Source organism: Streptomyces exfoliatus (genome assembly GCF_000725545.1).
Classification (GTDB): domain Bacteria; phylum Actinomycetota; class Actinomycetes; order Streptomycetales; family Streptomycetaceae; genus Streptomyces; species Streptomyces exfoliatus.
The window spans coordinates 1-24578 of sequence record NZ_JNZP01000014.1 but is presented as its reverse complement, the minus strand read 5'-3'; the positions used below and the strand labels follow the sequence as shown (position 1 = coordinate 24578).

The 24578-nt window shown below is 71.5% G+C and carries 17 protein-coding genes and 1 pseudogene; 10 read left to right on the top strand and 8 right to left on the bottom strand.

Annotated features, from left to right (window positions below; genetic code table 11):
* Positions 1-159 (bottom strand): hypothetical protein, encoded by a 159-nt coding sequence (locus tag IO20_RS41420; protein WP_157850785.1) that lies wholly within the window; start codon positions 157-159, stop codon positions 1-3.
* An 858-nt stretch (positions 160-1017) separates the two neighbouring features.
* Here IO20_RS41420 and IO20_RS0117060 point away from each other — a divergent pair.
* Together IO20_RS0117060 and IO20_RS0117055 are read left to right on the top strand one after the other, a co-directional pair.
* Complete coding sequence (locus tag IO20_RS0117060) at positions 1018-1533, top strand: M23 family metallopeptidase (RefSeq protein ID WP_211270385.1); 516 nt, start codon at positions 1018-1020, stop codon at positions 1531-1533.
* A gap of 236 nt (positions 1534-1769) precedes the next feature.
* Complete coding sequence (locus IO20_RS0117055; protein WP_030551142.1) at positions 1770-2996, top strand: cation:proton antiporter; 1227 nt, start codon at positions 1770-1772, stop codon at positions 2994-2996.
* A 95-nt stretch (positions 2997-3091) separates the two neighbouring features.
* On the opposite strand, the gene IO20_RS0117050 is transcribed toward IO20_RS0117055, so the two are convergent.
* Positions 3092-3670 carry a TetR/AcrR family transcriptional regulator gene (locus IO20_RS0117050; RefSeq protein WP_030551140.1) on the bottom strand — a complete coding sequence of 193 codons (579 nt, stop codon included), beginning with the start codon at positions 3668-3670 and terminating at the stop codon, positions 3092-3094.
* Between the two features lie 91 nt (positions 3671-3761).
* Between IO20_RS0117050 and IO20_RS0117045 the strand changes: the two genes are divergently transcribed.
* A complete protein-coding gene (locus IO20_RS0117045) occupies positions 3762-4208 on the top strand; it encodes an anthrone oxygenase family protein (RefSeq protein WP_030551138.1) in 447 nt (148 codons plus the stop codon).
* A 50-nt stretch (positions 4209-4258) separates the two neighbouring features.
* Here the strand turns inward: IO20_RS0117045 and IO20_RS0117040 are convergent, their stop codons facing one another.
* Positions 4259-4654 carry a winged helix-turn-helix transcriptional regulator gene (locus tag IO20_RS0117040; protein WP_030551136.1) on the bottom strand — a complete coding sequence of 132 codons (396 nt, stop codon included), beginning with the start codon at positions 4652-4654 and terminating at the stop codon, positions 4259-4261.
* A 59-nt stretch (positions 4655-4713) separates the two neighbouring features.
* On the opposite strand from IO20_RS0117040, the gene IO20_RS0117035 reads away from it, so the two are divergent.
* On the top strand, positions 4714-5319 hold the full coding sequence (locus IO20_RS0117035; RefSeq protein WP_030551134.1) for an NAD(P)-dependent oxidoreductase: 606 nt from the start codon (positions 4714-4716) through the stop codon (positions 5317-5319).
* Positions 5316-5747 (top strand): nitroreductase/quinone reductase family protein, encoded by a 432-nt coding sequence (locus IO20_RS0117030; protein ID WP_030551133.1) that lies wholly within the window; start codon positions 5316-5318, stop codon positions 5745-5747. The genes IO20_RS0117035 and IO20_RS0117030 overlap by 4 nt, the downstream gene beginning before the upstream one ends.
* 240 nt (positions 5748-5987) lie before the next feature.
* Here the strand turns inward: IO20_RS0117030 and IO20_RS0117025 are convergent, their stop codons facing one another.
* Positions 5988-6548: a TetR/AcrR family transcriptional regulator gene (locus IO20_RS0117025; RefSeq protein ID WP_030551131.1), complete on the bottom strand. Its 561-nt coding sequence runs from the start codon at positions 6546-6548 to the stop codon at positions 5988-5990.
* 117 nt (positions 6549-6665) lie between these two features.
* Between IO20_RS0117025 and IO20_RS0117020 the strand changes: the two genes are divergently transcribed.
* The 3 genes from IO20_RS0117020 (at position 6666) to IO20_RS0117010 (ending at position 9482) form a co-directional block, all read left to right on the top strand.
* Positions 6666-7358: an SDR family oxidoreductase gene (locus IO20_RS0117020; RefSeq protein WP_030551129.1), complete on the top strand. Its 693-nt coding sequence runs from the start codon at positions 6666-6668 to the stop codon at positions 7356-7358.
* A 148-nt stretch (positions 7359-7506) separates the two neighbouring features.
* Positions 7507-8511, top strand: coding sequence for an NADP-dependent oxidoreductase (locus tag IO20_RS0117015; RefSeq protein ID WP_030551127.1), 1005 nt, complete (start codon positions 7507-7509; stop codon positions 8509-8511).
* 101 nt (positions 8512-8612) lie between these two features.
* The gene (locus IO20_RS0117010; RefSeq protein WP_030551125.1) at positions 8613-9482 is read left to right on the top strand and encodes an alpha/beta fold hydrolase; all 870 of its coding nucleotides are present in this window, start codon (positions 8613-8615) and stop codon (positions 9480-9482) included.
* 250 nt (positions 9483-9732) lie between these two features.
* Here IO20_RS0117010 and IO20_RS0117005 read toward each other — a convergent pair whose 3' ends face one another.
* Positions 9733-11637: a rhamnogalacturonan lyase gene (locus tag IO20_RS0117005; RefSeq protein ID WP_030551123.1), complete on the bottom strand. Its 1905-nt coding sequence runs from the start codon at positions 11635-11637 to the stop codon at positions 9733-9735.
* Positions 11638-11898: 261 nt separating this feature from the next.
* Positions 11899-12540, bottom strand: a pseudogene (locus IO20_RS38650) (CdaR family protein); the annotation flags it as partial.
* Positions 12541-12697: 157 nt separating this feature from the next.
* On the opposite strand from IO20_RS38650, the gene IO20_RS38060 reads away from it, so the two are divergent.
* A complete protein-coding gene (locus IO20_RS38060) occupies positions 12698-14152 on the top strand; it encodes a GDSL-type esterase/lipase family protein (protein ID WP_157850784.1) in 1455 nt (484 codons plus the stop codon).
* Positions 14153-14240: 88 nt separating this feature from the next.
* Here IO20_RS38060 and IO20_RS0116995 read toward each other — a convergent pair whose 3' ends face one another.
* On the bottom strand, positions 14241-15452 hold the full coding sequence (locus tag IO20_RS0116995; RefSeq protein ID WP_030551119.1) for an FAD-dependent monooxygenase: 1212 nt from the start codon (positions 15450-15452) through the stop codon (positions 14241-14243).
* A gap of 98 nt (positions 15453-15550) precedes the next feature.
* Complete coding sequence (locus IO20_RS0116990) at positions 15551-16741, bottom strand: methyltransferase (protein WP_157850783.1); 1191 nt, start codon at positions 16739-16741, stop codon at positions 15551-15553.
* A 256-nt stretch (positions 16742-16997) separates the two neighbouring features.
* Here IO20_RS0116990 and IO20_RS0116985 point away from each other — a divergent pair, with 256 nt between their 5' ends.
* On the top strand, positions 16998-24152 hold the full coding sequence (locus IO20_RS0116985) for an amino acid adenylation domain-containing protein (protein WP_051874516.1): 7155 nt from the start codon (positions 16998-17000) through the stop codon (positions 24150-24152).
* Positions 24153-24578 lie beyond the last annotated feature (426 nt).

Here is a 24578-nt window from a genome sequence, read left to right as displayed (position 1 = left end):
TCAGCTCCGAGCGGCCGGGGCCGGGGCCGGGACGGCCACGATCCGGTCGAGAGCCGGCGGACAGCCCGTGCCGCGGCAGCCGGGCTGCTCCGCCGGCAGCGTGCGGCCTTCGGTGCCGAGGCCGTCGACGGCCTCGGCGAGCGTGACCGGATCATCCATCGCGTGGATCGTACGAACGTACATGGCGCCCTTCCTCATGTGGAGGCCGGCGCCGGGGCGGGCGCACGGCCCTCACTCCATGCCATGACAGGGGCGGGTGGGGGGCAAGGCCGCCCGGGCGTTCGAGTGACCGTGCCCTCTCTGCACGTGGCCGACCGGCGATCCAGCGGCAGGAGGCGTCCCCGCACCTGGGAAGCGGTCGTGGGGCAGCCCAGCCTGACGGATCAGCGCAGGCTGGGGCGTCGGGATGGCGCAGACGCATGCCGTGGTAGACGGTGCCCGCCGCGATCAGGACGATGCCGATGATCAGCAGGTAGAGCAGCCCCTCAGCTTCGTCGTGTCACGAGGTGTCACAGTCTCTGCGGAGTGAGGCAGACCGAGCGCCGCGCACCGTGCGGTATTCGCTCTGCGCGGACTGCGCGGACTGCGCGGACTGCGCGGACTGCGCGGACTGCGCGGACTGCTGCGGAAGGGTCCTACGACCTGTGCCATGTGGTGCCGAGGGACGGCCCGATGACCAGGACCGGGGCCTCGTCCGGCCTGTCTACGCGGTATGCGGGTGTTCGTCGACGCCTCCCATCGCCCCTCCCGCTCGCCGACGGGACCGCGCCCCTGACGGTCGCCCTTGGGACGGACCGGGCGGTGCCATCGATGCGGTCCACGGCGTTCCGCTTCCCGCCTGACCGAGATCGGTTCACGCGCCACTTTCCTGAGCCGGCCTTCACCGACTTTCTGCAAGTTCTTTCAAGAGCCTTGTCCCACGGGAAAGTTGATGCCAGCGTTGCCCGTCCGATGCAGACTCTCCACAGGAGGCGTGCAGTGCGCAAGGCGAGACGACTTCTCCTCAGACTCGGCGCCATGGCGAGCTCGGCACTCACCGTCGCGGGGATCGGCCTCATCGCGGCCCCTCCCGCCTCGGCCGTCGACTACTACTACGAACTCCCCTACCCGGCAGGTGAGTCCTACCTCGTCACCCAAGGCCCCGAGGGCACGTACTCGCACACCGGCCCGTACAACGAGTACGCCTGGGACTTCGGACTGCCCGCGAACTACGAGGTCTCCGCCGCGCAGGGCGGCACGGTTCTCGTCTCGGACTGGTCGCCGTACTGGCAGAACGGGATCGAGGTCATCATCCGCCACTCGAACGGCCAGTGCACCCACTACGCGCACCTCAACCGGGCGATCTACAACACGGGCGACTGGGTCCCGCAGGGCCGGATCATCGGCTGGTCGGGCGCCACCGGGGCGGCGAGCGGCGCGCACCTCCACTTCCAGGTCATCAACTGCAACACCCGCGTCGGCATCCCGGCCACGCTTCAGGGCTGGACGCCGCCCACCGGATCGTGGCCGGTGAGCGTCAACACGCGCGCCTGATCGCGCACGGCCCCCGCCACCCCCCGCCGCACGCGCCGTGCGTCGGGAGTGGCGGGGGCGCGGCACGCAGGAGCAGCACGGCCGTTCCCAGGTCGACAGCGCGTACGCCAGGTGGACGCGTCGCCTCGGTGACGTCGGGGGACCGGACGCGCGGCCGTCGGCGTGCTCGCACGAGCCGCGCGGCATTCGCCCTACGCTGCGTCTTTCCGGGAACCCCTCCGAAAGCGCGGATGGTCTTGCTTGCCGTAACCGTCATCGCGGGCATCCTGTTCACCTGGTGCGTCCTCTCACGACGGCTCGCGCTCTGGAGCATCACCGCACCGGTCGCCATGATGGGGGCGGGCATCGCCCTCACCAGTGGCTCCGACCCACCGCTCGTCTTCGACCTCGGCGACATGGCCGGTTTCGAGCACGCCGTGGAGGTCGTCCTCGCCCTGCTGCTCTTCGTCGACGCGACCGAGGTTCCGGCAGGAGTCATCCGGCGCGAGAGGCGGGTCATCGCCCGCCTGCTGGGGGCCGCGCTGCCGATGACCCTGGGCGCCGCCTTCCTGACCGCGCTCGTCTTCTTCCCCGACCAGCCCGGATGGGTCCTGGCGGCCCTGGCGACCGTCGTCGTCCCCCTCGACCTGGCGCCCACCGCGGCCGTCGTGAAGGACAAGCGCATCCCGGCGCGCCTCCGGGACGTACTCGTCGTCGAGGGCGGCCTGAGCGACGGCATCGTCTCACCGCTGTTCCTGCTCTGCCTCGCCGCCGCCGCCGAGACCCACACGGCCGGCGCGGACTACGCCGACGCCCTCCTTCACGCCGTCGGAGCGGCGGTCGTGGCCGTCGGAACCGGATCACTCGTCGGCTACGTGAGCGGATGGCTGCTGCGCCGGTCCTGGGAGGGAGGCTGGACGCTGCCCGTCGCGACGCGGCTCGCGGTGCTGAGCGTGCCCGTCGCCGCGTACTCGCTGTCCGGGGCCATGGGCGGCAACGGCTTCGTCGCCTCCTTCGTCGCCGGTGTCTGCATCGCTCCGGCGATGCGGCGTCTCCCGCAGGGCACCGTCACGATGACCGACGACCTGGTGACGTTGCTGACACTCGCCCTCTGGTTCCTCTTCGGCCAGTTGGTCAACGACGAGTTCTGGGACGGCTTCCACCTCTCCGTCATCCTCTACGCGCTGCTCGCCGTCACCCTGGTGCGCCTGGTGCCCGTCACGCTCGCCCTGATCGGGACGGACCTGCCCCTGCCCGACGCCCTGTTCCTCGGGTGGATGGGGCCGAGAGGAGTGACCTCGGTGGTCTTCGGCCTGCTCGCCGCGCTCGAACTGCCCGCCCCCGGTGGGGGCGACTTCATCTCGCGGGTGATGGTGATCACCGTCATGGTCAGCATCGTGCTGCACGGCCTGAGCACCGAGCCCCTGGGCCGCCTCTACGCCCGCGGCCGGCACAGCTCGCCGGAACCCCGGGGCGCGGAGTGAGATGTGGCGGACCGGAACGCGCGCCCGGTCCGCCGTACGCCCGTCAGGTGGCTGCGCCGAGTCCGAAGACCCCTGCCACCCGCCGGGACGGCGCGTCAGATCACGGCGAGGCGGTCCACCAGCAGCTCGGCTCTCCGCTCGGCGTCTCCCACGGGCAGCCGTCCCGCCCGGGTCAGGGTCGCCAGTCCGTGCAGGGCTGCCCAGAACACCTCGGTGAACAGGCCCGGTTCCACTCCGTCCCCCGCGACCTCGGCGAGTGTCTCCAGGAGGGCGGCGAAGCCGTCCTTCAGGGGCTTCGGAGTGTCCTCGTCCGCGAACGCCAGACCGCCGTCGAGCTGGAACATGGCGTCGTAGACCGCCGGGTTGTGCTCGGCGAAGTCGAGGTAGGCGCGGGCGAGGGCGGTCACCCGGGCTCGCGGGCCGTCCGCGGCGGAGGTCGCGGCCCGTAGCGCCACGGCCAACTCGGCGGCGCCCTCCAGGGCGACGGCGCCGATGATCTCGCGCTTGCCACGGAAGTGGCTGTAGAGGACGGGCTGGCTGTACTCGATGCGCTCGGCGAGCCGGCGGGTGGTGACCGCGTCCCAGCCCTGCTGCTCGGCGAGTTCGCGGGCCGTCGCCACGATGAGCAGCTCGCGGACAGCCCTTTCGCGCTCCTTGCGTTCCTGTACCGACATGATTCGATTCTAGCACCGCTAGACAACCAAGCGGCAGTAGGGCTAGCGTTGCACCATCATCTAGCAACACTAGATTCGAGGAGTGGCCGTCATGCTCGACGCACTTGAGATCGTCACCACCGTGATCGTCGGCCTGATGGTGGGGGTGGAGTTCTCCGTCGCCTTCGTCGTCAACCCGATCATCAGCGCCCTCCCCGACGACAGCAGCCAACTCGCCCGCAGCCACGGCGGCCGGATGCTCGGCGCCGTCATGCCGTTCTGGTACATCGGCTCGCTCGTCCTCGTCGCGATCTGGGCCGTCGCCGGATGGGACCAGGACGGCGCGGAACTCCTCGTCACCGCCGGCGCGCTGCTGATCCTCAGCGTGGTCATGTCGTTGCTGCTGCTCGTCCCGATCAACAACCGGAACAAGACGTGGACCCCCGAGAACCGGCCGGAGGACTGGAAGGAGCAGCTGAACCGCTGGGACCGCTTCCACTACGTCCGCGTCGCCGTCATCATCGCCGCCTTCACCCTGCTGGTCACCGCACTCGCCTGAGCCCGGGGGCGAGAAGTCCGGTGGTGCCGCCGACCGGCGCCCTGGATCGGTCAAAGATCCGCGGCCCCCGAAAGGCCCGCCTCCCGCGCGTCGATCAGCTCGTCCCAGTGCTCCCGCGTCCACTCGCAGGCGGCGTCCAGCGGGCCCAGCAGGCCCAGACCGAGCGGGGTCAGGGCGTACTCGACACGACGCTCCGCGCCCTCGTACTCCTCCCGTACGACGAAACCGTCCCGCTCCAGCCTGCGCAGGGACTGGGTCAACGACTTCGCCGTGACGCCACGCAGCGGGACCTTGAGCTCCGAGAAGCGGCGCGGGCCGTCCTGCAGGCACCGCAGGATCAGCGCGGCCCACTTGTCGCCCACGCGGAACGGCACCAGCGGGGACGGACAGACGGGGTCGAACATCTCGGGATCCAGAGCGGTCCGTCCGGCCTGCGGATTCGTCATGATCCACACCGTAAGGCGGTATCCGATCGGAAACCAGCCCTCGGCCTACGCTCCGGCCCATGGAAACGAAGAGCAGCAGGATCATCGTCTTCGGGGCCGGCGGCCGGGTCGGCCGGGCGGCCGTGGCGGAGGCCCGACGGCGGGGCCACGAGGTCACGACGGCCGCGCGGAGCGACGGCGACGTGACCGATCCGGCGGCCGTGGCGCGGCTCGCGGCCGGGCACGACGCGGCGATCGTCGCCGTGTACGACCCCGGGGCAGCCCCTCGCGAGTTCTTCCCCGCCGTCGCCCGCGCCCTCGCGGAGGGACTCCCGGCCGCCGGGGTGAAGCGGCTGGTGTCCGTGGGACTGGCATCCGTACTGCCCACCGCGTCGGGGGACCTGCTGATGGACACCCCCGGATATCCCCAGGAGTGGCGGGAGTTCTACGTCGGCCACGGCGCCGGCACCGCGGCGATGCGGGCGAGCGCGCCGGAGGCACTGGACTGGGCGGTACTGAGCCCGGCAGGCGACTTCGACCACGAGGGCGAGCCCTCGGGCGGATACGTGCTCGCCCCGGCGGCCGCCGACAGCCGGATCGCGCACGGGGACTTCGCCCGCGCGCTGCTGGACGAGGCCGAAGCCCCGACCCTGCACAGGACGCACGCGGGAGTGTCCGCCGCATGAAGGACGCGATCCACGACAACCCGACCCCTTGGATCGCCGACCACATCCGCCGCTTCGAGGAGACCGGCGGCCACCCCCGCCCCGGGACGGCCGACCTGCTCCTGACCACCAGGGGCCGCAGGTCAGGCCTGCTGCGCCGTACGGCGCTGGCATACCTCCGGGACGGGGACGCGTACGTCCTGACGGCCTCCAACGGGGGCGCGGACCGCCACCCGGCCTGGTACCTGAACCTGCTGGCCAGCCCGGAGGTCACCCTCCAGGTCGGCGCGGCCACCTTCACCGCGACGGCCCGGCCGGCCACGGCGGCCGAGTCGGCCCGCCTGTGGCCGGCGGTGGTGGCCGCGATGCCCTCGTACGCGCACTACCGGACCGCGACGACCCGGGAGATCCCCCTGGTCCTGGCGACCCCGGTGGAACGGGCGGGCTGACGGTCGTCGGACCTTCCGCTCACAAACGCCTCGCGCGCCTCAAGCGCCTTCCGCCTGGAGCGGCAGCGCTGTCCGGCGCGACATCCGGGAGGGGCGGATCGCCGTGCTGTCGCCGCGTCGACGTCGACGTCGGCCGTACGATCCCCGGGCACATCCGGTCGCCCGGTCGACCGCGAGGGTGTGCGATCCGGGGGCGCGACCGGCCGTGCGACCGGCTGTGCGCCTGCGCCGCGGCGCTGATCAGGCGGTTTCCGTCATGGCCGCGCGCGCCGCGGCGAGGATCTCCTCAGAGAGCGGGGAGCCCTTGGTCGCCCGGGACAGGACCAGCGCACCGAACAGGGTGCAGAGGCGGACGATGCCGTCCTGGTCGTCACCGCCGAGGAAGTCGGCGAAGTCGGCCACACCCTCGGCGTAGACACGCCGGGCCTCCGGCCCTCCGCCTTCGCGCGCGATGTCCGTGGCGAGCGCGGCGACCGGGCAGCCGTCCGCCGGGTCGTCGCGGTGTTCGACGGAGAGGTAGGCGTCGATCAGCGCCCGCTGGGCGGCCTCGCGCTGCCCGTCGCCCTGCGCGAGCCCCGCGGTCCGACGCCTGGCGAACTCGCCGAACGCGTGGGCGGTGGCCTCGTCGACGAGCGCCTCCTTGGAGGCGAACTGCTTGTAGAAGGCGCCGTGAGTCAGGCCGGCCGCCTTCATCAGGTCGGCGACGCTCGCCTGAGTGCCCTGCTCCCGGAACAGCCGGGAGGCGGTGTCCACCACCCGCCTGCGGTTCTCCTCCGCCTGCGCCTGCGATACGCGCCCCATGACCACCCTCCAATTTGGATGTCGACTGGCATCTATCGTAGACCCGTGTTTAGATTGGTTTCATAATCTAAACCGTGCGGGCAGCTCGACGGCACCCGCCGAAGATCAGGAGCAGGCATGGATCTGAACAACGCGGTCGCGGTCGTCACGGGCGCCAACCGGGGCCTCGGACGGCACCTGGCGGCCCAGCTCGTGGAGCGCGGCGCGAAGGTGTACGCGGCGGCCCGCCGCCCCGAGACGGTCGACCTGCCGGGCGTGATCCCGCTGAGGCTCGACGTGACGGACGAGGCATCGATACGCGAGGCCGCCCGCATCGCGTCGGACGCGACCCTGCTGATCAACAACGCGGGCATCTCCACCGGCGCGACGCTGATCGGAAGCGACACCGACGAGGTGCGCCGGGAGATGGAGACCAACTTCTTCGGCCCGCTCGCCGCGACCCGCGCCTTCGCCCCCGTCATCGAGGGCAACGGCGGCGGCGCCGTGCTCAACGTCCTGTCCGCCCTGTCCTGGTTCCACCCGGCCGGCCTCGGCTCCTACGCCGCGTCCAAGGCCGCCGCCTGGGCGCTGACCGGTGCGACCCGCGACGAGCTGGCGCCTCGCGGCATCGCCGTCTCGGCGCTGCACGTCGGCTACATGGACACCGACATGGCCGCCGAGATCCCCGCCGACCAGAAGATCGCCGCCTCCGACGTCGCGGCCCAGGCCCTCCACGGCATCGAGACGGGCCTGCCCGAGATCCTCGCCGACGAGACCAGCCGGTTCGTCAAGCAGAGCCTGGCCGCCACGCCGCAGCCGAGCGCCGCCTGAGGCTCCCCGGCCCTGAGGACGGACGCGGCCGAGTGAGCGGTGCCACCGCGCCACACCATAGAAAACGACACAAACTGTCTCGTACTGGGAGAAGCCCGGGACGAACGAAGCCCCCCTCCCACGGACGGGAAACGGAACGGAGATGACGATGAAGGCCTTCATGGTCGAGAAGTACGGTGCTGCGGCCGGGATGCGCGCCGCCGAGATACCCGACCCCCAGGTGGGCGCCAACGACGTCCTGGTCAGGATCGACGCGGCGAGTGTCAACCCGCTGGACATGAAGATCCGCGACGGGGACCTCAAGTCGATCCTGCCCTACCGTCTCCCGCTCGTCCTGGGCAACGACCTCGCCGGAACCGTCGTCCGCGTCGGATCGTCCGTCACCCGCTTCGCGGTGGGCGACGAGGTCTACGCGCGGCCCGACAAGGACCGCATCGGCACCTTCGCCGAACTCCTCGCCGTCCACCAGGACGACCTGGCGCCCAAGCCCGCCACGCTCACCATGACCGAGGCCGCCTCCCTCCCCCTGGTCGCGCTGACCGCCTGGCAGGCCCTGGTCGAGCGGGCTAACGTCCAGCCGGGCCAGAAGGTCCTCATCCACGCGGGCGCCGGCGGCCTGGGATCCATCACCATCCAACTGGCCAAGGCACTGGGCGCGCACGTGGCCGCCACCGCGAGCACCGCCAAGGTCGGCCTGGTCAAGGACCTCGGCGCGGACGAGGTCATCGACTACCGCACCCAGGACTTCTCCGAACTCCTCACCGGCTACGACGTCGTCCTGGACTCCCTCGGCGGCGAGAACCTCGCCAAGTCCCTGCGCGTCCTCAAGCCCGGCGGCCTGGCCATCTCCGTCGCGGGCCCGCCCGACCCGGCCACCGCCCGCGAACTCGGCTCGAACCTGGTGCTCCGCCTGGGCATCGCCGCGCTCAGCGCCAAGACCCGGCGCCAGGCCAAGCGTCTCGGTGTCACGTACTCCTTCCTGTTCATGAAGGCCAGTGGCGACCAGCTGCGCGAACTCACCCCCCTCATCGACGCCGGAAAGATCCGCCCCGTCGTCGACAGCGTCTTCCCGTTCGACGAGACCCTCCAGGCCATGGAGTACGTCGAAAAGGGACGGGCCAAGGCCGGCAAGGTCGTCGTCGCGATGACGTGAGGGCGGGAACGAACGCCGGCACTGGCCCCGGACGACAACGAGAAGCGCCGGCCCCGCACATCCCCGCTCTCCCCACCCCCGCACTCCCCTAGGACCCGGTCATGAGCGCAGCGTCCAGTTCCCCCACACCCACCCCGACGTCGTACGCGAGGACGCCGACCCGTTCCGTGTCCGTGCGCGGTGTGGACTTCGTCTACCGGGAGCTCGGCCCGGCCGACGGCGTGCCACTGATCCTCCTCAACCACCTGTCCGCGGTCCTGGACAACTGGGACCCCCGCGTCGTCGACGGACTCGCCGCCCGCCGCCGGGTGATCACCTACGACAACCGAGGCGTCGGCGCGTCCGGCGGCTCCACGCCCGACACCATCGAGGCGATGGCCCGCGACACCGTGCTGTTCGTCCGGGCCCTCGGGTTCGACCGGGTCGACCTGCTCGGCCTGTCGATGGGCGGCTTCATCGCCCAGGTCATCGCGGCGCGGGAACCCCAGCTCGTACGCAAGGTCATCCTCGCGGGCACGGGCCCGGCGGGAGGCCCCGGCATCGACAAGGTCACCCGGATCACCGTCAAGGACATCCTCAGAGGCGTCGTGACCCGCAACGACCCGAAGCAGTACCTGTTCTTCCCCGACACCGCTGTGGGTCGCCGGGCGGCCCACGCCTTCCTCGACCGGCTGAAGGAGCGTACGGACGACCGCGACAAGGCCATCTCGATCTCCTCGTTCCGCGCCCAGCTCAAGGCCATCCACCGGTGGGGGCTCCAGGCACCGGCCGATCTGTCGCGCATCCACCAACCGGTTCTGGTGGCCAACGGCGAGAGCGACCGGATGGTCCCGAGCGAGAACACCCTGGACCTGGCGGCCCGGCTGCCCCGGGGCGAGCTCGAACCCCTCTACCCCGACGCCGGGCACGGCGGGATCTTCCAGTACCACGACAGGTTCGTCGCGCGGGCGCTCGAATTCCTGGCGGCTTAGCCGGCGCGGCCGGCCGTCCGACGAGGGCCGGAAAGCCCCCGGCCTGTACAACAGCCGGGGGCCCGCGTCACGTTGCCGACTCGGTCGGTCCTGCCGGTCGCCGGTGTAGCGGTGATGCCGCCGGCGCGGTTGACGCCCCAGACGGTGCCGTCGGCGGCGGCCCGATGTCGGACAGCTTGCGGGGATCTTGATCCCCGGGCTCGGGGTGAGGAAGTCGCAGCCGGAGAACTCTGAATCTCCTCGTCGTCGTTCAGGGTGTGTGGACGGTCGGGCGCGGCGGGGTGGGCATGCCCGCGCCGATGAAGAAGCTCGGGTGCGGGGGCTGGTTGTAGGCGGTGTTCTGCCAGGCGAGGGCGGTGCGGTACTGGGTGTCGTGGAGCAGGGTGGTGATCCTGGTGTCCGTCTGGTGGGGCGTCGAGTAGATCCGCAGGGCGCGGTTGTCGCTGGTCCGCCACACGACTTCCTCGCGCCAGTCGCCGAGGATGTCGCCGGACAGGGCGGGGGTGGACTTGGTGGTGTTGTTGGAGGAGACGCCGGAGCCGGTCAGCAGGCGGGTGTCGGCGGAGGTGCCGTACTTGTCGATGCGGGTGCCGTCGAGGAGTTCGCGGACGGTGTCGCCGTCCCACCAGGACAGGAAGTTGATGCTGGACGGTTCCCGGCCGAGGGATGCTCCGGTCGCCGAGCGCAGGGTGGTGTCGGAGGCGGACCACGCCTCGGCGCCCGGGCTGCCGGCGTGGATGTCGGCGGCGACGCCCCGGCCGTTGTCGGCGCCCGAGGCGGTCTGCCACAGGACCTGTCCGGTGCGCGCGTCGGCCAGCCAGGAGCCGGGCTTGGACTTGTCCTCGGAGACCTTGAAGTACTCCAGGCCCGCCCGGGACGGGTCGAGGTCGCCGACGTGGCCCGCGTCGCCGTGGCCGAGCCGGTTCGTCCAGAGGCCGGCGCCGTTGTCGTCGACGGTCATCGCGCCGTAGACGATCTCGTCCCTGCCGTCGGCGTCGACGTCCGCGATCGACAGACTGTGGTTGCCCTGCCCGTCGTAGCCCTTGCCGGTGTTGGTGGAGGAGTTGGTGTCGAAGGTCCAGCGACGGGTGAACTGGCCGTTCCGCCAGTCCCAGGCGGCGACGACGGTACGGGTGTAGTAGCCGCGGGCCATGATCAGGGAGGGGCGGGCGCCGTCGAGGTAGGCGGTGCCGGCGAGGAAGCGGTCGACGCGGTTGCCGTAGGAGTCGCCCCAGGAGGAGACGGTGCCGCGCGCGGGGACGTAGTCGACGGTGCCCATGGCCTTGCCGGTCTGGCCGTTGAACATCGTCAGGTATTCGGGGCCGGCCAGGACGTATCCGCTGGAGTTGCGGTGGTCGGCCGATGAGTTGCCGATGACCGTGCCCGTACCGTCCCGGGTGCCGTCGGCGGTCTTCATGGCGACCTCGGCCCGGCCGTCGCCGTCGTAGTCGTACACCTGGAACTGCGTGTAGTGCGCGCCGGAGCGGATGTTACGGCCGAGGTCGACGCGCCACAGACGGGTGCCGTCGAGTCGTATGCCGTCGACGATCGTGTTTCCGGTGTATCCGGACTGCGAGTTGTCCTTGGCGTTGGTCGGCTGCCACTTGAGGACGAGGTCGAGCCTGCCGTCGCCGTCGAGGTCACCGGCGGAGGCGTCGTTGGCCTCGTAGGTGTACGCCACGCCGTCCGGGGTCGTCCCGCCGGCGGGCGGTGAGATCGGCACGTCGAGGTACCCGGGGCGGAACTGGAGGGCGTGCTCGGAGGACGGCTGCTCCGTGCCGTTGACCACCGCTCGGACCGTGTAGTCGGCCGAGTCGGGGGCTCCGGCGTCGAAGTAGTTCGTGGAGGCCGTGACGGGTGTGGAGTTGAGCCTGGCGGTGCCGCGGTAGACGTTGAACGCCACGTCGTTCGGATCGGTGGCGAGCCAGCGCCACGACACCAGGTTCCCGGCGCTGGTGTGCGTGCTGGTGAGGCCCCGGTCGAGTCGCTCCACCTGGCGTGCGGTGGCCGCGTGCGCGGTCTGCGGCAGTCCGGCGAGCGCGGAGAAGGTGAGCGCGGCGGCGGTCACACCGCGCAGCAGCCTGTTCCTCGACCGGCTCCCCGCCCTGGGGGTGGGCCGCGGAGCCGAACCGTGGCTCCGGTGTGCGTCGGTCATGATGACCTCCGTGGCATGGGGGTGCCCTGACGCGGCTTCTCGCAGGGCCTGGGTGCTCAAGGGGTGTGGGAACGCTCCCACGGCTGCGAGCGTAGAAACCTGCTGACGTCAGGTCAAGAAGCCTGCTGCGCTTATCTGTTCACTCTTGTTTGAATCCGTGACCGAATCCTCGCCAGCGCTTCGGTGAAGCCCGGGGCCTCGATCGACAGCGCCCGCAGGCTGCGGCGGCAGGCCGCCTGGGCGGTGACGCGGCCCGTGTCGAATGTCGAGGGCATTGAGGGCCTCCCCGTAGGAGTGGACGGCGCCGCCCGCGCCCTGGTGCGCGCGGCCGACGGCGACCCGGCCGCCGTCGGTCGCGGCGTACGCCTGCTTGGCGAAGCGGGCGAGCACGTCGGGCTCGTCCGGGCGCGACGCAGATCAGCCGGCCGTCCTTGGTGGTGAGCAGGTCGCCGAAGCGGGCGACGAGGGAGGACTCGACGGTACGGGTGACCGCGTAGCCGTCGCTGTACGGCTCCGGGCCCTGGGCGACGGCCACGGCATGCGCGTGGGACAGCAGCAGCCCGAAGCGTTCGGCGCGCTCCGCGAGGCGCCCGAGATCGCTCCGCCCGTACAGCAGGTCGTCGATCAACACGCGTCGCGCGATCTCCTCCTGACGTACCGCCAGGCGCTGCGCCAGCTCATGTGCCCCCGGCGAACGCGTCGACCGCCTGCTCGACGGCGCTCAGGAGATGCGCTGCGGCGGTCGGCGGCCAGGCCGGGACGCACCCGCTGCGTCGCGGCGAGGTGGGCCCGCACGAGGGACCGCAGGCCGACACCGGCCTCGGCGGCCCGCTCCCCGTACGAGCGCAGGGTCTCGCGTTCCTCCCGGGTCAGCACTGGCACGCCCTTCACGGGGGTCGGCACCCGGCGTCGGGCAGACGTCGAAGGCCGCCCGGACACGGCGGTGCCGGCGGCAGCGCCCTGCCCCAGGACCGGCTGAAAGGCGAGGACGGGGGTCTCGCGTCACCCGGGCGGCTCCGCCGGGGAGCCCGCCGGGAGTGTCCTTCGTAGGGTGACGGACATGCAGCAGCCAGCCGCCGGCCTCGTGAAGGGCCGTCTCAGCCTTCGGGTGCGCCGGCTCCGGGCTTCCCTGGTCCGTGACGTGTGGGCCTGGGCCGAGCGGACCGGGCGGCTCACCTCCGAGGATCCGGGTGGCCGCCGCTTCCGGCGCCTGGGACGCGGTGTGTCCATCGGCTTCCCGGTGGCCTCCCTCTACGGGGAGCCGTGGATGGAGATCGGTGACGACACCCTGGTCGGGAGCCATGTCAGCCTCAGCGCCGGTCTGCTGCCCGGCCTGCACCTGGGCCCCGACCCCGTCCTCCGGATCGGCGCGCGCTGCCTGATCGGAAGGGGCAGCCACGTCGTCGCCCATGAGTCCGTCACGATCGGCGACGACGTCTTCATCGCCCCGTACGCGTACATCACCGACCAGAACCACGGCTACACCGACCCCGACCTGCCCATCGGCGTCCAGCCGCCCCTGAACCGCCCGGTGGTGATCGGTGACGGCTGCTGGATCGGCGCCGGAACCGTCGTGCTTCCCGGGACCCGCCTCGGGCGGAACGTCGCGGTGGCCGCGGGCTCGATCGTGCGGGGCGAGTTCCCCGGCCACTGCCTCATCGGCGGGGCGCCCGCTCGCGTCCTGCGAAGCTACGGCGCGACAGGGGGCTGGTCCCGGGTGACCCCGCAGGTGACGACAAGGGAGAACAGCATGTCCCTCGCAGACCCCGCCCGCACCCCCGACATGATCAACATCATGATCGTCGGCGATTCGATCAGCCACGGCAGCAGCGGTGACTGGACGTGGCGCTACCGCTTCTGGAAGCACCTGCGCGAGCACGAGGTGAGCCTCGACCTCGTCGGACCGAAGAACACGCTCGACAACATCCGCACCGCCGAGGAAGGCGACGGCGACCTCACGTACGCCGACCCGGAGTTCGATCCCGACCACGACGCCCAGTGGGGTCGCCCCTATCTCTCCGAGAAGGACGAGATCGAGGCCAAGGTGCGGGAGCACCGGCCCGACTACCTGCTGGTGCTCCTCGGCATCAACGACCTGTTCTGGTACGGCGTCGAGCCGCCCGTGTTCGAGGCGAACCTCCGCGAGTTCATCGCCAACTCCCGACGGGCCCGCCCGGACCTGCGGTTCGTGCTCGGCACCCTCCTGCAGTGCCAGAAGGCCGTCGACGAGGCGGACTTCGGTGCCAGGGTCGCGGCCACCAACGACCGGATCCGGGCCGTCGCCAAGGACCTCGACAGTCCCTCCTCCCCCGTCGTGGTGGCCGAGACGGCGGCGGAGTTCGTCGCCGCCGAGCACACGTGGGACGGCACCCACCCCAACGCCCGCGGTGAACTGCGCATCGCCGCGGCCTTCGCCGACGCCCTCGCCTCCCGCTTCGCCGTCGGCGCCCCCTACCCCCGGCCGTACCCCGACGTCCCGCCGGTCGCCCCCGAGGCCAAGGCGAGCATCGACTGACACCCGCCGTGCGCGTCGCGGCTCCGCCGCCCGCTCACTCGTTGAGGGCGAGCGACGGAAACGGCTGGCGGTCCGGTCGGGCGCGGGGTCACCCCAACGGGGGCCAGGTGAGGACGGCTTCGTTCTGGCTGGTGAACTTGGACAGGGGCGCGAACCGGAAGTAGAGGTCGCGCATCGTGGCGGGGACCAGGCCCTCCAGCTGCTCCGTCTCGCTGAGCGCGCGGGCCGCGGCGACCAGTGCCTCGGTCCTCGGCCTGCGCTCGTCCTCGTAGCCGCGCAGGGCCGAGGCCGGGTCCTTCGCCTGCTCGACGTGCGCGGCGAGGACGACGGCGTCCTCGATGGCGAGCGCCGCGCCCTGGCCGAGGCTCACGAGCATCGGGTGCGCCGCGTCCCCGAGGAGGGTCATGCGTCCGGTGCCCCAGCGCTGGAGGAAGGGGCGGTCCTGGGCGGTGATGCGGACGATCGTCTCCTCGGGGGTGGCCCGGATCACCTCCTGGATCTCGTCGGCCCAGCCGGCGAAATGGCGGGCGATCTCCGCCTTGCCGGAACGCCCGCCGCCGGAAGCCCCGGACACACCGGAAGTCCCGGACGCACCGGCCGCACCGGCCGGGACGTTCTTCGTCCCCCACCAGTACGCGCGGCCGTGGCCGATGTCGGCGAGGCCGAAGCGCTGGCCCCGCCCCCAGTAGTGCGCGGCGTACCCCTTGGTCAGCCGTGGATGGCGGAAGGGCACGGTCGCCAGCCAGCACTCGTAGTTGCCGGGCCGCGGCTCGTCGGCGCCCGCCACCTGCCTGCGGATCGCCGAGTTGAAGCCGTCCGCGCCGATCAGGACGTCACCCGAGGCCTTCCGCCCGTCCTCGAACGTCACCTCGACGCCGTCGTCGCCGCTGACGAACCCCGTGGCGGCCGCGCCCAGTTCGATGGTCAGGTCGTCTCCGAGCGCGTCGAGCAGCGCCTGCTGGAGATCGGCCCGGTGGACGGCGTAGTTGGACGCGCCGAGCCGGTCCGCGAGTTCACGGAACGGGAGCGCCCTGATCAGCCCGCCGCGCCGGGTGAGGAACTTCAGCTCGTCGAAGACCTCGGCGCGCTTGTCGAGACTCGGGGCGATGTCGATGCCCCGCGTGCGCAGCGCGAGGATCGCGTTGGACATCAGGGAGACCGCCGTCGTCCCCGGACGCAGCTCGGGAGCCCGCTCGAAGATCCGGACCTCGACGCCGGCCCGGCGCAGCGTGGCCGCGGCCGCGAGCCCGCCGATCCCCGCCCCGACGACGAGAGCCTTGCGTGTGGAGTGCTGCGTCATTTCCCGCTCCTATCGGCCGGCCGCCGGTCGAGGCGGCCGGCCAGCGCTTCTGCGACTCTCTGGGCGACGACGTGCCGTGCGGGGGCGTGCGGGCCGAGTCAGTCGGCCTTCGGCTTGCGGGCGCGGAGGATGACGTCGAACCGGCCGGGATACTGGCGGTCCAGTGGTTCGAAGCCCGCCTCGGTGTACCACTGCTCGAATTCCCGCGGCGTGTAGACGCGGCCCTCGGGCGACGCGATCGTGTGGACGTACGCCGACATGAAGGCGGCGTGGGCGGGGCCGGTCTCGTCGTCGTCCTGGGCGCAGGCGACGATCACCAGGTGGCCGCCGGGTTCCAGCGCGCGGTAGGTCTTCTCGAAGAGGTTGCGGACCTGTTCGGGGGACCAGATCTCGAGGAAACGGGAATACACGACGCAGTCGTGGGACGAGGTGGGGAACTCGTCCTGCATGATGTCGGTTCCGATCGCGCGCACCCGCTCGGAAAGACCGACCTCGGCGATCCGGTCGTTCGCCATCTTCGCCACGTTCGGCAGTTCCAGGATGGTCGCCTGGAGGTCCGGCCATCGCTGGGCGAAACTGATGGCGTTGGTTCCGGTGCCACCGCCGACGTCCAGTACGCGACGGTAGGACGAGAAGTCGACGGCGTTGACGAAGTCCTCGACCACCGAACGGCTCTGGTGCTCCATCATGGCCGTGAAGACCTTCTCGAGGTTCTCGTCCTCGGCGAGGAGTTCGTACAGCGTGGTCGCCGAGGATCCGGCGAGCAGCTCGCGATGCAGCCCCAGGTTCTCGTTGTTCACCAGCGATTCGTAGAGCCAGCCCATCGGCCGGTACAACATCTCGTGGGTGTAGCGAATGATGACGGGCATGAACGCGCCCGGATCGCCCGCCAGCAGATCGGTCGCGGGGGTGTTGTGATATCCCTCGCCGTCCTTGCGTACGAGCTCGAACGCGGTACAGCCGAGCAGCAGTACGTGACCCGCGCGCTTTTCCAGTCCTAACGCGCCGGATATCTCGTCGATGGTGCTGCCCGGCCGCTCCTTGAGCAGGGTGAACAATTCCAGGCGCTGTGCCGCGTGCAGGAACGGGAACCGGAAGCTGGTGTACACCAGTTTCCACAGTTCGTCCGTGGCGGCCGCCGAAGGTTCGGTCATGGTGATCCCTTCACGATACGGAAGATCGTCGTACGGAAGATCGCCGGCATCTCGCCTTCCGGCCACATGCCGCCCGCCTGACGAACCTGAGCGGGTGTCGATGCACCAGAGGCAACAACACACTCCCGTGATCACACAAGGGCCCGCGGGCGGTGAGCTTCCACGTCGGTGGCGCGAATCATGCGGTGTTCGTCTCCGTTTTCCCTCGATCGGGCCGCCGGAGCGCCGGAGAAGAACCGGAACCGTTCGATGACAAGACCGAAAACCATTCCTCGGAAATGCGGTTCAGCCGAGTACTGCGACTACCAGGATCCCCGCGTTCAGGATGCGTTCCGCACGCCCGGGCAGTATCGGGCGCGGATCAGCAGACTGGTGCGAGGGGACCAAGCTTGTGAATGCCATTGCGCGTACTCCGCTGACGGCCTATCAGCGTGACGTCTGGGCGGCCAACTCGAACTTTCCGGAAAACCCTCAGTTCAACTGCCAGATCTACGACAGCTTCCGCGGCCCCGTCGACCTCGGCGTCCTGGCGGAATGCCTGCACCGGGCGGCCGTGGCCGCCGACGCGTTCCGGCTCCGTTTCGGCGAGGTGGAGGGCACGCCCCACCAGTGGCTCGCCGACGTGCCGGAGGTCCGTACCGTCGACCTCAGCTCCGAGGCCGACCCGGCGGCCGCCTGCCGTCGCTGGATACGCGAGTCCTTCGACCGGCCCTTCGACCTGCGCGGCGGCCGGACGTCCGAGCTGACCCTCCTCGTGGAGTCCGGTTCCGTCGTCCACGCCCACGTCAAGGCCCACCACATCGTCGCCGACGCCTGGGGCCTCAACCTGTTCATGACGCGGGTCCGCGCCGACTACGCGCACGTGCTGCGCACCGGTGCCCCGCTCACCGACGAAGCCCCTCAGTACGTCGATTTCGTGCGCGCCGAGGAGGACTACCGGGCCTCGCGGGAGCACCGGGCGGACCGGGACTTCTTCCGGGAGTCCATGGCGGACGTCGTCCCCGAGTTCTTCCCCCGGAAGGAGGCCAGCGGCGCACGGCGCAGCGCCCGCCACAGCTTCGTCATCGAACGGCCCCTGGTGAACCGCGTCCGCGAGCGCGGTGATTCGGTCTTCGCCTTCGTCTCCGCCGCCTTCTCCGTCTACCTCTCCCGCGTGCTGCGCACCGAGGAGGTGGTGCTCGGCGTCCCGCTGCTCAACCGGCCCACCGACGAACAGCGCCGTACGGTCGGCCACTTCGCCAACACCCTTCCGCTGGTGACCCGTCCGACGGGCACCAGGACCATGGGCGAACTCGTGGCGGAGATCCGCAACGCCACCCGCGCCCTCAAGCCGCACGAGCGGCTCGCCCTGGGCGACGTGTTGCGGGACCTGCCCCTGCACAGCAGTGACGGGCCGCGCCGCCTGTTCGACGTGACCATCGCCCATCTGCGCTGGCCGCGGCAGCAGGAGATCCCCGGCCTCTCCTACGGGACCGTGGTGCAGGCCCGCGCCCACGACACGGACGCCCTGGCGGTCGTCGTCAACGAACTCGACGAGGTCGGCGACCTCCTCGTCGACGTGGACTACGGCTGCGACGTCTTCGACGAGGACTTCCCCGTCGAGGCGGTGGGCCGGCATCTGAAGGCCGTCATCGAGCGCACCCTGGACGCCCCTGACCGGCCGCTCGCCGAGATCTCCATGCTGGACGCCGACGAGCGGGCGGCGCTCGTGGCCGGCTGCAACGACACGGCCGTGGACTACGCGGCGGACCGGACGCTCCACGGGCTGTTCGGGGAGCAGGCCGCCCGTACGCCGGACCGCACCGCCGTCGTCGACGACGCCACCGGGCGGTCGCTCACCTTCGCCGGGCTCGACGAGCGCGCCGACCACGTCGCGCGGGTGCTGCGGGACGGGGGCGTGGGGCCCGGTGACCGGGTGGCGGTGCTGATGGAGCGCTGCCTGTCCCTGCCGGCCGCCATTCTCGGCGTACTGAAGGCGGGGGCCGCCTACACGCCGGTGGCGCCTGATCATCCGGCGGAGCGGATCCGCCTCCTCATCGAGGACTCGGGCGCCAAGGCGGTCCTGGTGGCGGGCGGCAGCAGGGCGGGTGGCACGGTGCTGGGCGGCGAGGTGCCCGTCCTCGACGTCGACGACCTCCCGCGGGCCTCCGACGCACCCCTGGAGCCGGTCGCCGGCCCGCGCGACCCGGCCTACGTCATCTACACCTCGGGCTCCACGGGCAAGCCCAAAGGCGTGGTCGTCGAGCACCGCTCGGTGATCAACCGGCTGGCCTGGATGCAGCGCCGCTACCCCGTCGGCGAGGGCGACGTCCTGCTGCAGAAGACGCCGGTCTCCTTCGACGTCTCGGTGTGGGAGCTGTTCTGGTGGGCCGTCGAGGGCGCCTCCCTCGCCCTGCTGCCGCCGGGCGGCGAGAAGGACCCGCGGGAGATCCTGCGCACTATCGCCCGCCGCCGGGTCGGCGTCGTCCACTTCGTCCCCTCGATGTTCGCCACCTTCCTCGACCTCCTGGAGGACTCCCCCGGGCTGCTCGACGACACCAGGTCGCTGCACCACGTCTTCTGCAGCGGCGAGGCGCTGCCGCCCGCCCTGGTGGACCGCTTCAACCGGCTCTTCGCCGGGGAGGCGGCGCCCCGGCTCGTCAACCTGTACGGGCCGACCGAGGCGACCGTCGACGTCTCGTACTTCGACTGCCCCGCCGACCCCGCGCGGCCGGTGGGCCGTGTGCCGATCGGCCGGCCCATCGACAACACCCGCCTGTACGTGCTCGACCAGGACGGCGGCCCGCAGCCGGTCGGCGCGCCCGGCGAGCTGTGCATCGCGGGTGTCGGCGTGGCCCGGGGCTACCTGGACCGGCCGGAGCTGACCCGGGAGAGGTTCGCCGACGACCCGTTCGTGCCCGGCGGCCGCATGTACCGCTCGGGCGACCTCGTACGCCGCCTGGCGAGCGGGGACATCGAGTACCTGGGCCGGATCGACGGACAGGTCAAGATCCGCGGCAACCGCGTCGAACCGGGCGAGGTGCGGGACCGCCTGGCGACCTGCCCCGGCGTGCGGGCGGCGGCCGTCACCGGCCACCGGTCGGCCGACCGCGGCACGTACCTCGTCGGGTACTACACCGCCGACGAGGACCTGGACGCGGCGGTGCTGCGCGGCCACCTCGCCGCCGCCCTGCCCGGGTACATGATCCCCGCCCACTTCACGCGGCTCGACGCGATCCCGCTCACCCCGAACGGCAAGACCGACCACCGCCGGCTCCCGGCGCCCACGCTCGCCGCGGCCGGCGACGAGGCACCGCGCGACGAGGTCGAGGCCGCGCTCGCCGCCGTATGGTCCGAGGTACTGGGCGTGGAGCGGGTGGGGGTGCACCAGAACTACTACGCCCTGGGCGGCGACTCCATCCTCATGCTGCGGATCCGCGCCCTGGCCGAGCGGCGGGGCGTCCACTTCACCCTGGCCGACCTGGTGCTCAACCCCACGGTGGCGGGGCTCGCCGGACGCGTGCGCACCTCGGCCGCCCCGGGGAGCACGGCGTTTCTCGAACCGTTCGCCCTGGTGTCGACCGTGGACCGGGCCCGCGTGGCGGGCCTGGCCGACGCCTATCCGGCCACCCGTCTCCAGCTCGGCCTGCTCTACCACAGCCGCGAGCACGAGAACTCTGCCGTCTACCACGACGTCTTCCGCTACTCGCTGCGTCTCCCGTGGCACGAGGAGGCGCTGCGCACGGCCTTCGGCAGGCTCGTCGCCCGTCACCCGGTGCTGCGCTCCGGCTTCTCCCTCGCCGGCTTCTCCGAACCCCTGCAGACCGTCCACCCCCGGGTCGACGGCGGGTTCGAGGCGGTCGACCTGCGCGAGGCGGGCGCCGAGGAGGCCGAGGCCGCCGTCCGCGCCCACATCGAGGAACGCCGGCACCACGCGTACGACTTCGACCGCCCGCCGCTCTACCTCTTCCGGGCCCACGCCCTGCGGGACTCGGTGGAGCTCGTCCTCAGCTTCCACCATGCCATCCTCGACGGCTGGAGCGTGGCGACCCTGGTCCGCGAGCTGCTCCAGGACTATCTGCACGAGGCCGGGCAGGACGTGGAGCCCGTCGCGGACGGCCCGCTGCCCTCCGCCGCGCACTACGTGCTCGACGAGCGGCGTGCCCTGGCCTCGGAGGCCGCCCGGAGCTTCTGGCGCCACAAGCTCGCCGGGGCGGAGCCCGTACAGCTCGACGGCTTCCGTCCGTACGGGGCACCGGGGTCCGAGGGCGTCTTCGCGCACCGGGTGGAGTTGCCCGACGGTCTCGGCGAGGCGCTGCGCCGCTTCACCCGGGAGCGGTCCGTTCCCGTCAAGTCCGTTCTGTTCGCGGCGCATTGTCTGCTGCTGCGGCTGTTCGGCGGCACGGACGACGTGGTCACCGGCCTCGTCATGCACGGTCGGCCCGAGCTCGACGGGGCCGAGCGGATCGCCGGCCTGTTCCTCGGTACCACGCCGATCCGCATCGGTCCCGGCGCCCGCAGCTGGCTGGACGTGGTGCGCGAGGCCCATCTGCAGGAGCAGGAGGCGCACCCCCACCGCCACTACCCCCTCAGCGCCGTCCAGGAGGACCTGGGCGGCGACACCGTGATCGAGTCGGCCTTCAACTACGTCGACCCGCGGGTCCTCGGCGAACTGCTGCGCCAGACCGGCGTGGAGCTGACGGACTTCCGCACCTACGAGGAGACGAACTTCAAGCTCCTGGTCAACGCGGTCGTCGACCCCGCCGACCAGCGGATCTGGCTGCGCATGGACCACGACGGCCGGGTCTTCACCCGGGCCCAGGCCGAGCGGTTCGGCCATGTGTACCTGGAGCTGCTGCGCCGGATCGTCGAGCGGCCGGACGAGACCGTCGGCTTCGGCTTCCTCGCCCCGGCCGTCGCGCCCTCGCCCCGCACCGAACTGCCCGCCCTGGTCACCGACCGCTTCGCGGAGCGGGCCGCCGCGACGCCGGACGCGATCGCCGTGGCCTTCGAGGACCAGCGGTGGACGTACCGGCGCCTCGACGAGGCCGCCGGACGGGTGGCCCGCCGGCTCGTGCGCCTGGGCGCGGGCGCCGGTGCCCGCATCGGCCTGGCGATGGACCGCTCACCGGAGGTCGTCGCCGCGGTGCTCGGCATCGCCAGGGCCGGCGCGGCCTGCGTCCCCCTGGACGTGACGTACCCGGCGGATCGGCTCGCGCTGATGGTCGATCGCTCGGATCCCTTCCGGGTCCTCGCTCCCGAGCGCCACGCCGCCCTCTTCCCCGCGGCCGAGGTGCTCCCGCTCGACGAGGCGCTCGCGGCGGACGACGGCCTGGAGCCGGTGGCGCTGCCCGAGGTCACCGGGGAGACGACCGCGTACATCCTGTTCACGTCCGGGTCGACGGGCGAGCCGAAGGGCGTCATGCTGCCGCACCGGACGCTCGCCTCCTACATGGAGTGGCAGATCCCGGCGGCGAGCGGGGCAGCAGGCGGCAGGACGCTGCAGTTCGCGCCGCTGAGCTTCGACGTCTCCTTCCAGGAGATCTACTCGACGCTGTGCGGCGGCGGCACGCTCCAGCTCGTCCGCGAGGAGGAGCGGCGGGACATGCCGGCGCTCCTCCGGCTCCTCGAACGGGAGGCGGTCGAGCGGGTGTTCCTGCCCTACGTCGCCCTCCAGCAGCTCGCGGAGGCGTCCGAGGCACTCGGCATCCGCCCCGCCGCGTTGCGCGTGATCGTCTCCTCCGGCGAGCAACTGCGCGTCACCGACGAGATCCGCCGCTTCTGCGCCGCGGTGCCGGGAACGGTCCTCGAGAACCAGTACGGCCCCACCGAGACCCATCTCCTCACCGCCTTCACGATGACCGGCGACCCGGCGGAGTTCCCCGCGCTGCCGCCGATCGGCAGGCCTCTGGACGGCATCGACCTGTACGTGCTCGACGCCGGCATGCGGCCCGTGCCGCCCGGCGCGAAGGGCGTCATCCACATCGGCGGGGTCTGCCTGGCACAGGGCTACCTGGGGCGCCCCGATCTCACCGACGAGCGCTTCGTGCCCCACCCCTACGGGGAGCCGGGCGAGCGCCTGTACCGCACCGGCGACCTGGCCCGCCTCCTGCCGAGCGGCGACCTCGTCTGGCTGGGCCGGGAGGACTCCCAGGTGAAGGTACGCGGCTTCCGCGTCGAACTCGCCGAGGTGGAGCTGGCGTTGACCAAACTGGCCGACGAGTACCCCGGCGTCCGCGAGGTCGCGGTCGTGGCCCGCCACCGTGACGGCGCCGACGCCTTCCTCGCGGCCTTCCTCGTCGGCGAGGAGGGCGCGGCACCGGTCGAGGACCTCAGGGCGCGGCTGCGCGGGCTCCTGCCCGACTACATGGTGCCCTCGCACTTCGCGTGGCTGCCCGCGCTGCCGCTGACCCCGAGCGGGAAGCGGGACGACGCGCAGCTGCGCCGCACGGCCCTGGTCGCCCGGGTGAGCGAGGGCCGGGTGGCGCCGCGCGACGCCCAGGAACGCGCCCTGGCCGGGGTGTTCGCCGAGCTCCTGCACGTACCGGACGTCGGCGTGCACGACGACTTCTTCGCGCTCGGCGGCACCTCGCTGACCGCGATGCGGCTCGTGGTGACGATCGAGAAGCTCTTCGGCGTCAACGTCCCGCTGTCGTCCCTCATCGGCACCCCCACCGTCGCGGGCCTCTCCGAGCGGCTGCGGGAGCGGGAGGCACAGGCGGCCTACGATCCGGTCGTCCCGATCCGGACGACGGGCAGCCGCCCGCCGATGTTCCTGGTCCATCCGCTGGGCGGCAACGTGCTCTGCTACCTGCGCCTCGCCGAGCACCTGCCGGAGGACCGGCCGGTGTACGCGCTGCAGGCCGCCGGCACCCACCCGGGTGTCGAACCGTCCGACTCCGTACCGGAGATCGCCGCCCGCTACCTGGAGGCCGTCCGCCGGGTGCGGCCCGAAGGCCCGTACGTCATCGGCGGCTGGTCGTTCGGCGGGTTCATCGCCTTCGAGATGGCCCGGCAGCTGCGCCGTACCCACCCGGAGGACGTCGCCTCCCTGATCCTCATCGACCCGATCGCCCTCGCCCCGGGGGAACGGCCGGACATCGCCGACGACTCACTGCTCGAATGGTTCTTCTGGGAGCTGCTGTGGATGGAGCGCGGGGGCGAGGCGCCGCTGGAGGCCATCCCCGAAGGGCTCGACGCGGAGGGCAAGTTCGACTTCGTCGTGGAGCGGGCCACGGCCGCGGGCATCCTGCCGGCGGAGGGTTCGCACAGTTCGGTGCGCCGTCTCTTCGCGATGTTCAGGGCGCACTGGCACGCGCTGCTCACCTACCGGCCGGAGCCGGCCGACGAGGATCTCGTACTGCTGCGGGCGACCGCTCCCCTGCCCAGGGTGCTCGAACCGATGCACGGTGCGGCCGACAGCCTGCACGAGGACCCGACGAACGGCTGGCGGGAACTGACCACCGGCCGGGTCGAGGTGGTCGACGTGCCCGGCGACCACCTCGTGCTCCTGGAGGAGCCGCACGTCTCCGTCGTGGCCGAGCACGTGGCACGGGCCGCGGAATGAGAGGCGAGAAAACCGATTACTGACCCGGTTTTCCGGAGGGCCGACGAGCCGGTGCGCGTGCGCCGGCTCGTCGGCGTTTCCCCTGGACGGTTTGCAGCCGGAATTGCGCGAGAGTGACGACCAGTTGAACGCCGGGCCGATCTTGGCCAAAAAGTACTCCCCGAGGATTCCACAATACCCGTGCTCCGTCACACCCAAACCTTGATCTACGTCTCAATTCATCCGCGACCCATGTATTAGGCTGCGCGTGGAACACGGCTCACGACGGCGGATACGGTGGAATTCTTAATCGCGGAAGAAGAAATTTGATGACTGGTGTTGCCTTAGTACTCCAGCTGTAGATCGTGATCTTGATCGCGGTGCGGCCGCCGCGCGTTGAGCGGCCTCATGCTGGGATGGGCGTCTCGCGGGTCATTTGCTCGGGCC

Coding starts and splice junctions, on each gene's coding strand:
- IO20_RS41420 (WP_157850785.1), bottom strand. CDS start 159: ATGGATGATCCGGTCACGCTCGCCGAGGCCGTCGACGGCCTCGGCACC.
- IO20_RS0117060 (WP_211270385.1), top strand. CDS start 1,018: ATGGCGAGCTCGGCACTCACCGTCGCGGGGATCGGCCTCATCGCGGCC.
- IO20_RS0117050 (WP_030551140.1), bottom strand. CDS start 3,670: ATGTCGGTACAGGAACGCAAGGAGCGCGAAAGGGCTGTCCGCGAGCTG.
- IO20_RS0117045 (WP_030551138.1), top strand. CDS start 3,762: ATGCTCGACGCACTTGAGATCGTCACCACCGTGATCGTCGGCCTGATG.
- IO20_RS0117040 (WP_030551136.1), bottom strand. CDS start 4,654: ATGACGAATCCGCAGGCCGGACGGACCGCTCTGGATCCCGAGATGTTC.
- IO20_RS0117035 (WP_030551134.1), top strand. CDS start 4,714: ATGGAAACGAAGAGCAGCAGGATCATCGTCTTCGGGGCCGGCGGCCGG.
- IO20_RS0117030 (WP_030551133.1), top strand. CDS start 5,316: ATGAAGGACGCGATCCACGACAACCCGACCCCTTGGATCGCCGACCAC.
- IO20_RS0117025 (WP_030551131.1), bottom strand. CDS start 6,548: ATGGGGCGCGTATCGCAGGCGCAGGCGGAGGAGAACCGCAGGCGGGTG.
- IO20_RS0117020 (WP_030551129.1), top strand. CDS start 6,666: ATGGATCTGAACAACGCGGTCGCGGTCGTCACGGGCGCCAACCGGGGC.
- IO20_RS0117015 (WP_030551127.1), top strand. CDS start 7,507: ATGAAGGCCTTCATGGTCGAGAAGTACGGTGCTGCGGCCGGGATGCGC.
- IO20_RS0117010 (WP_030551125.1), top strand. CDS start 8,613: ATGAGCGCAGCGTCCAGTTCCCCCACACCCACCCCGACGTCGTACGCG.
- IO20_RS0117005 (WP_030551123.1), bottom strand. CDS start 11,637: ATGACCGACGCACACCGGAGCCACGGTTCGGCTCCGCGGCCCACCCCC.
- IO20_RS38060 (WP_157850784.1), top strand. CDS start 12,698: ATGCAGCAGCCAGCCGCCGGCCTCGTGAAGGGCCGTCTCAGCCTTCGG.
- IO20_RS0116995 (WP_030551119.1), bottom strand. CDS start 15,452: ATGACGCAGCACTCCACACGCAAGGCTCTCGTCGTCGGGGCGGGGATC.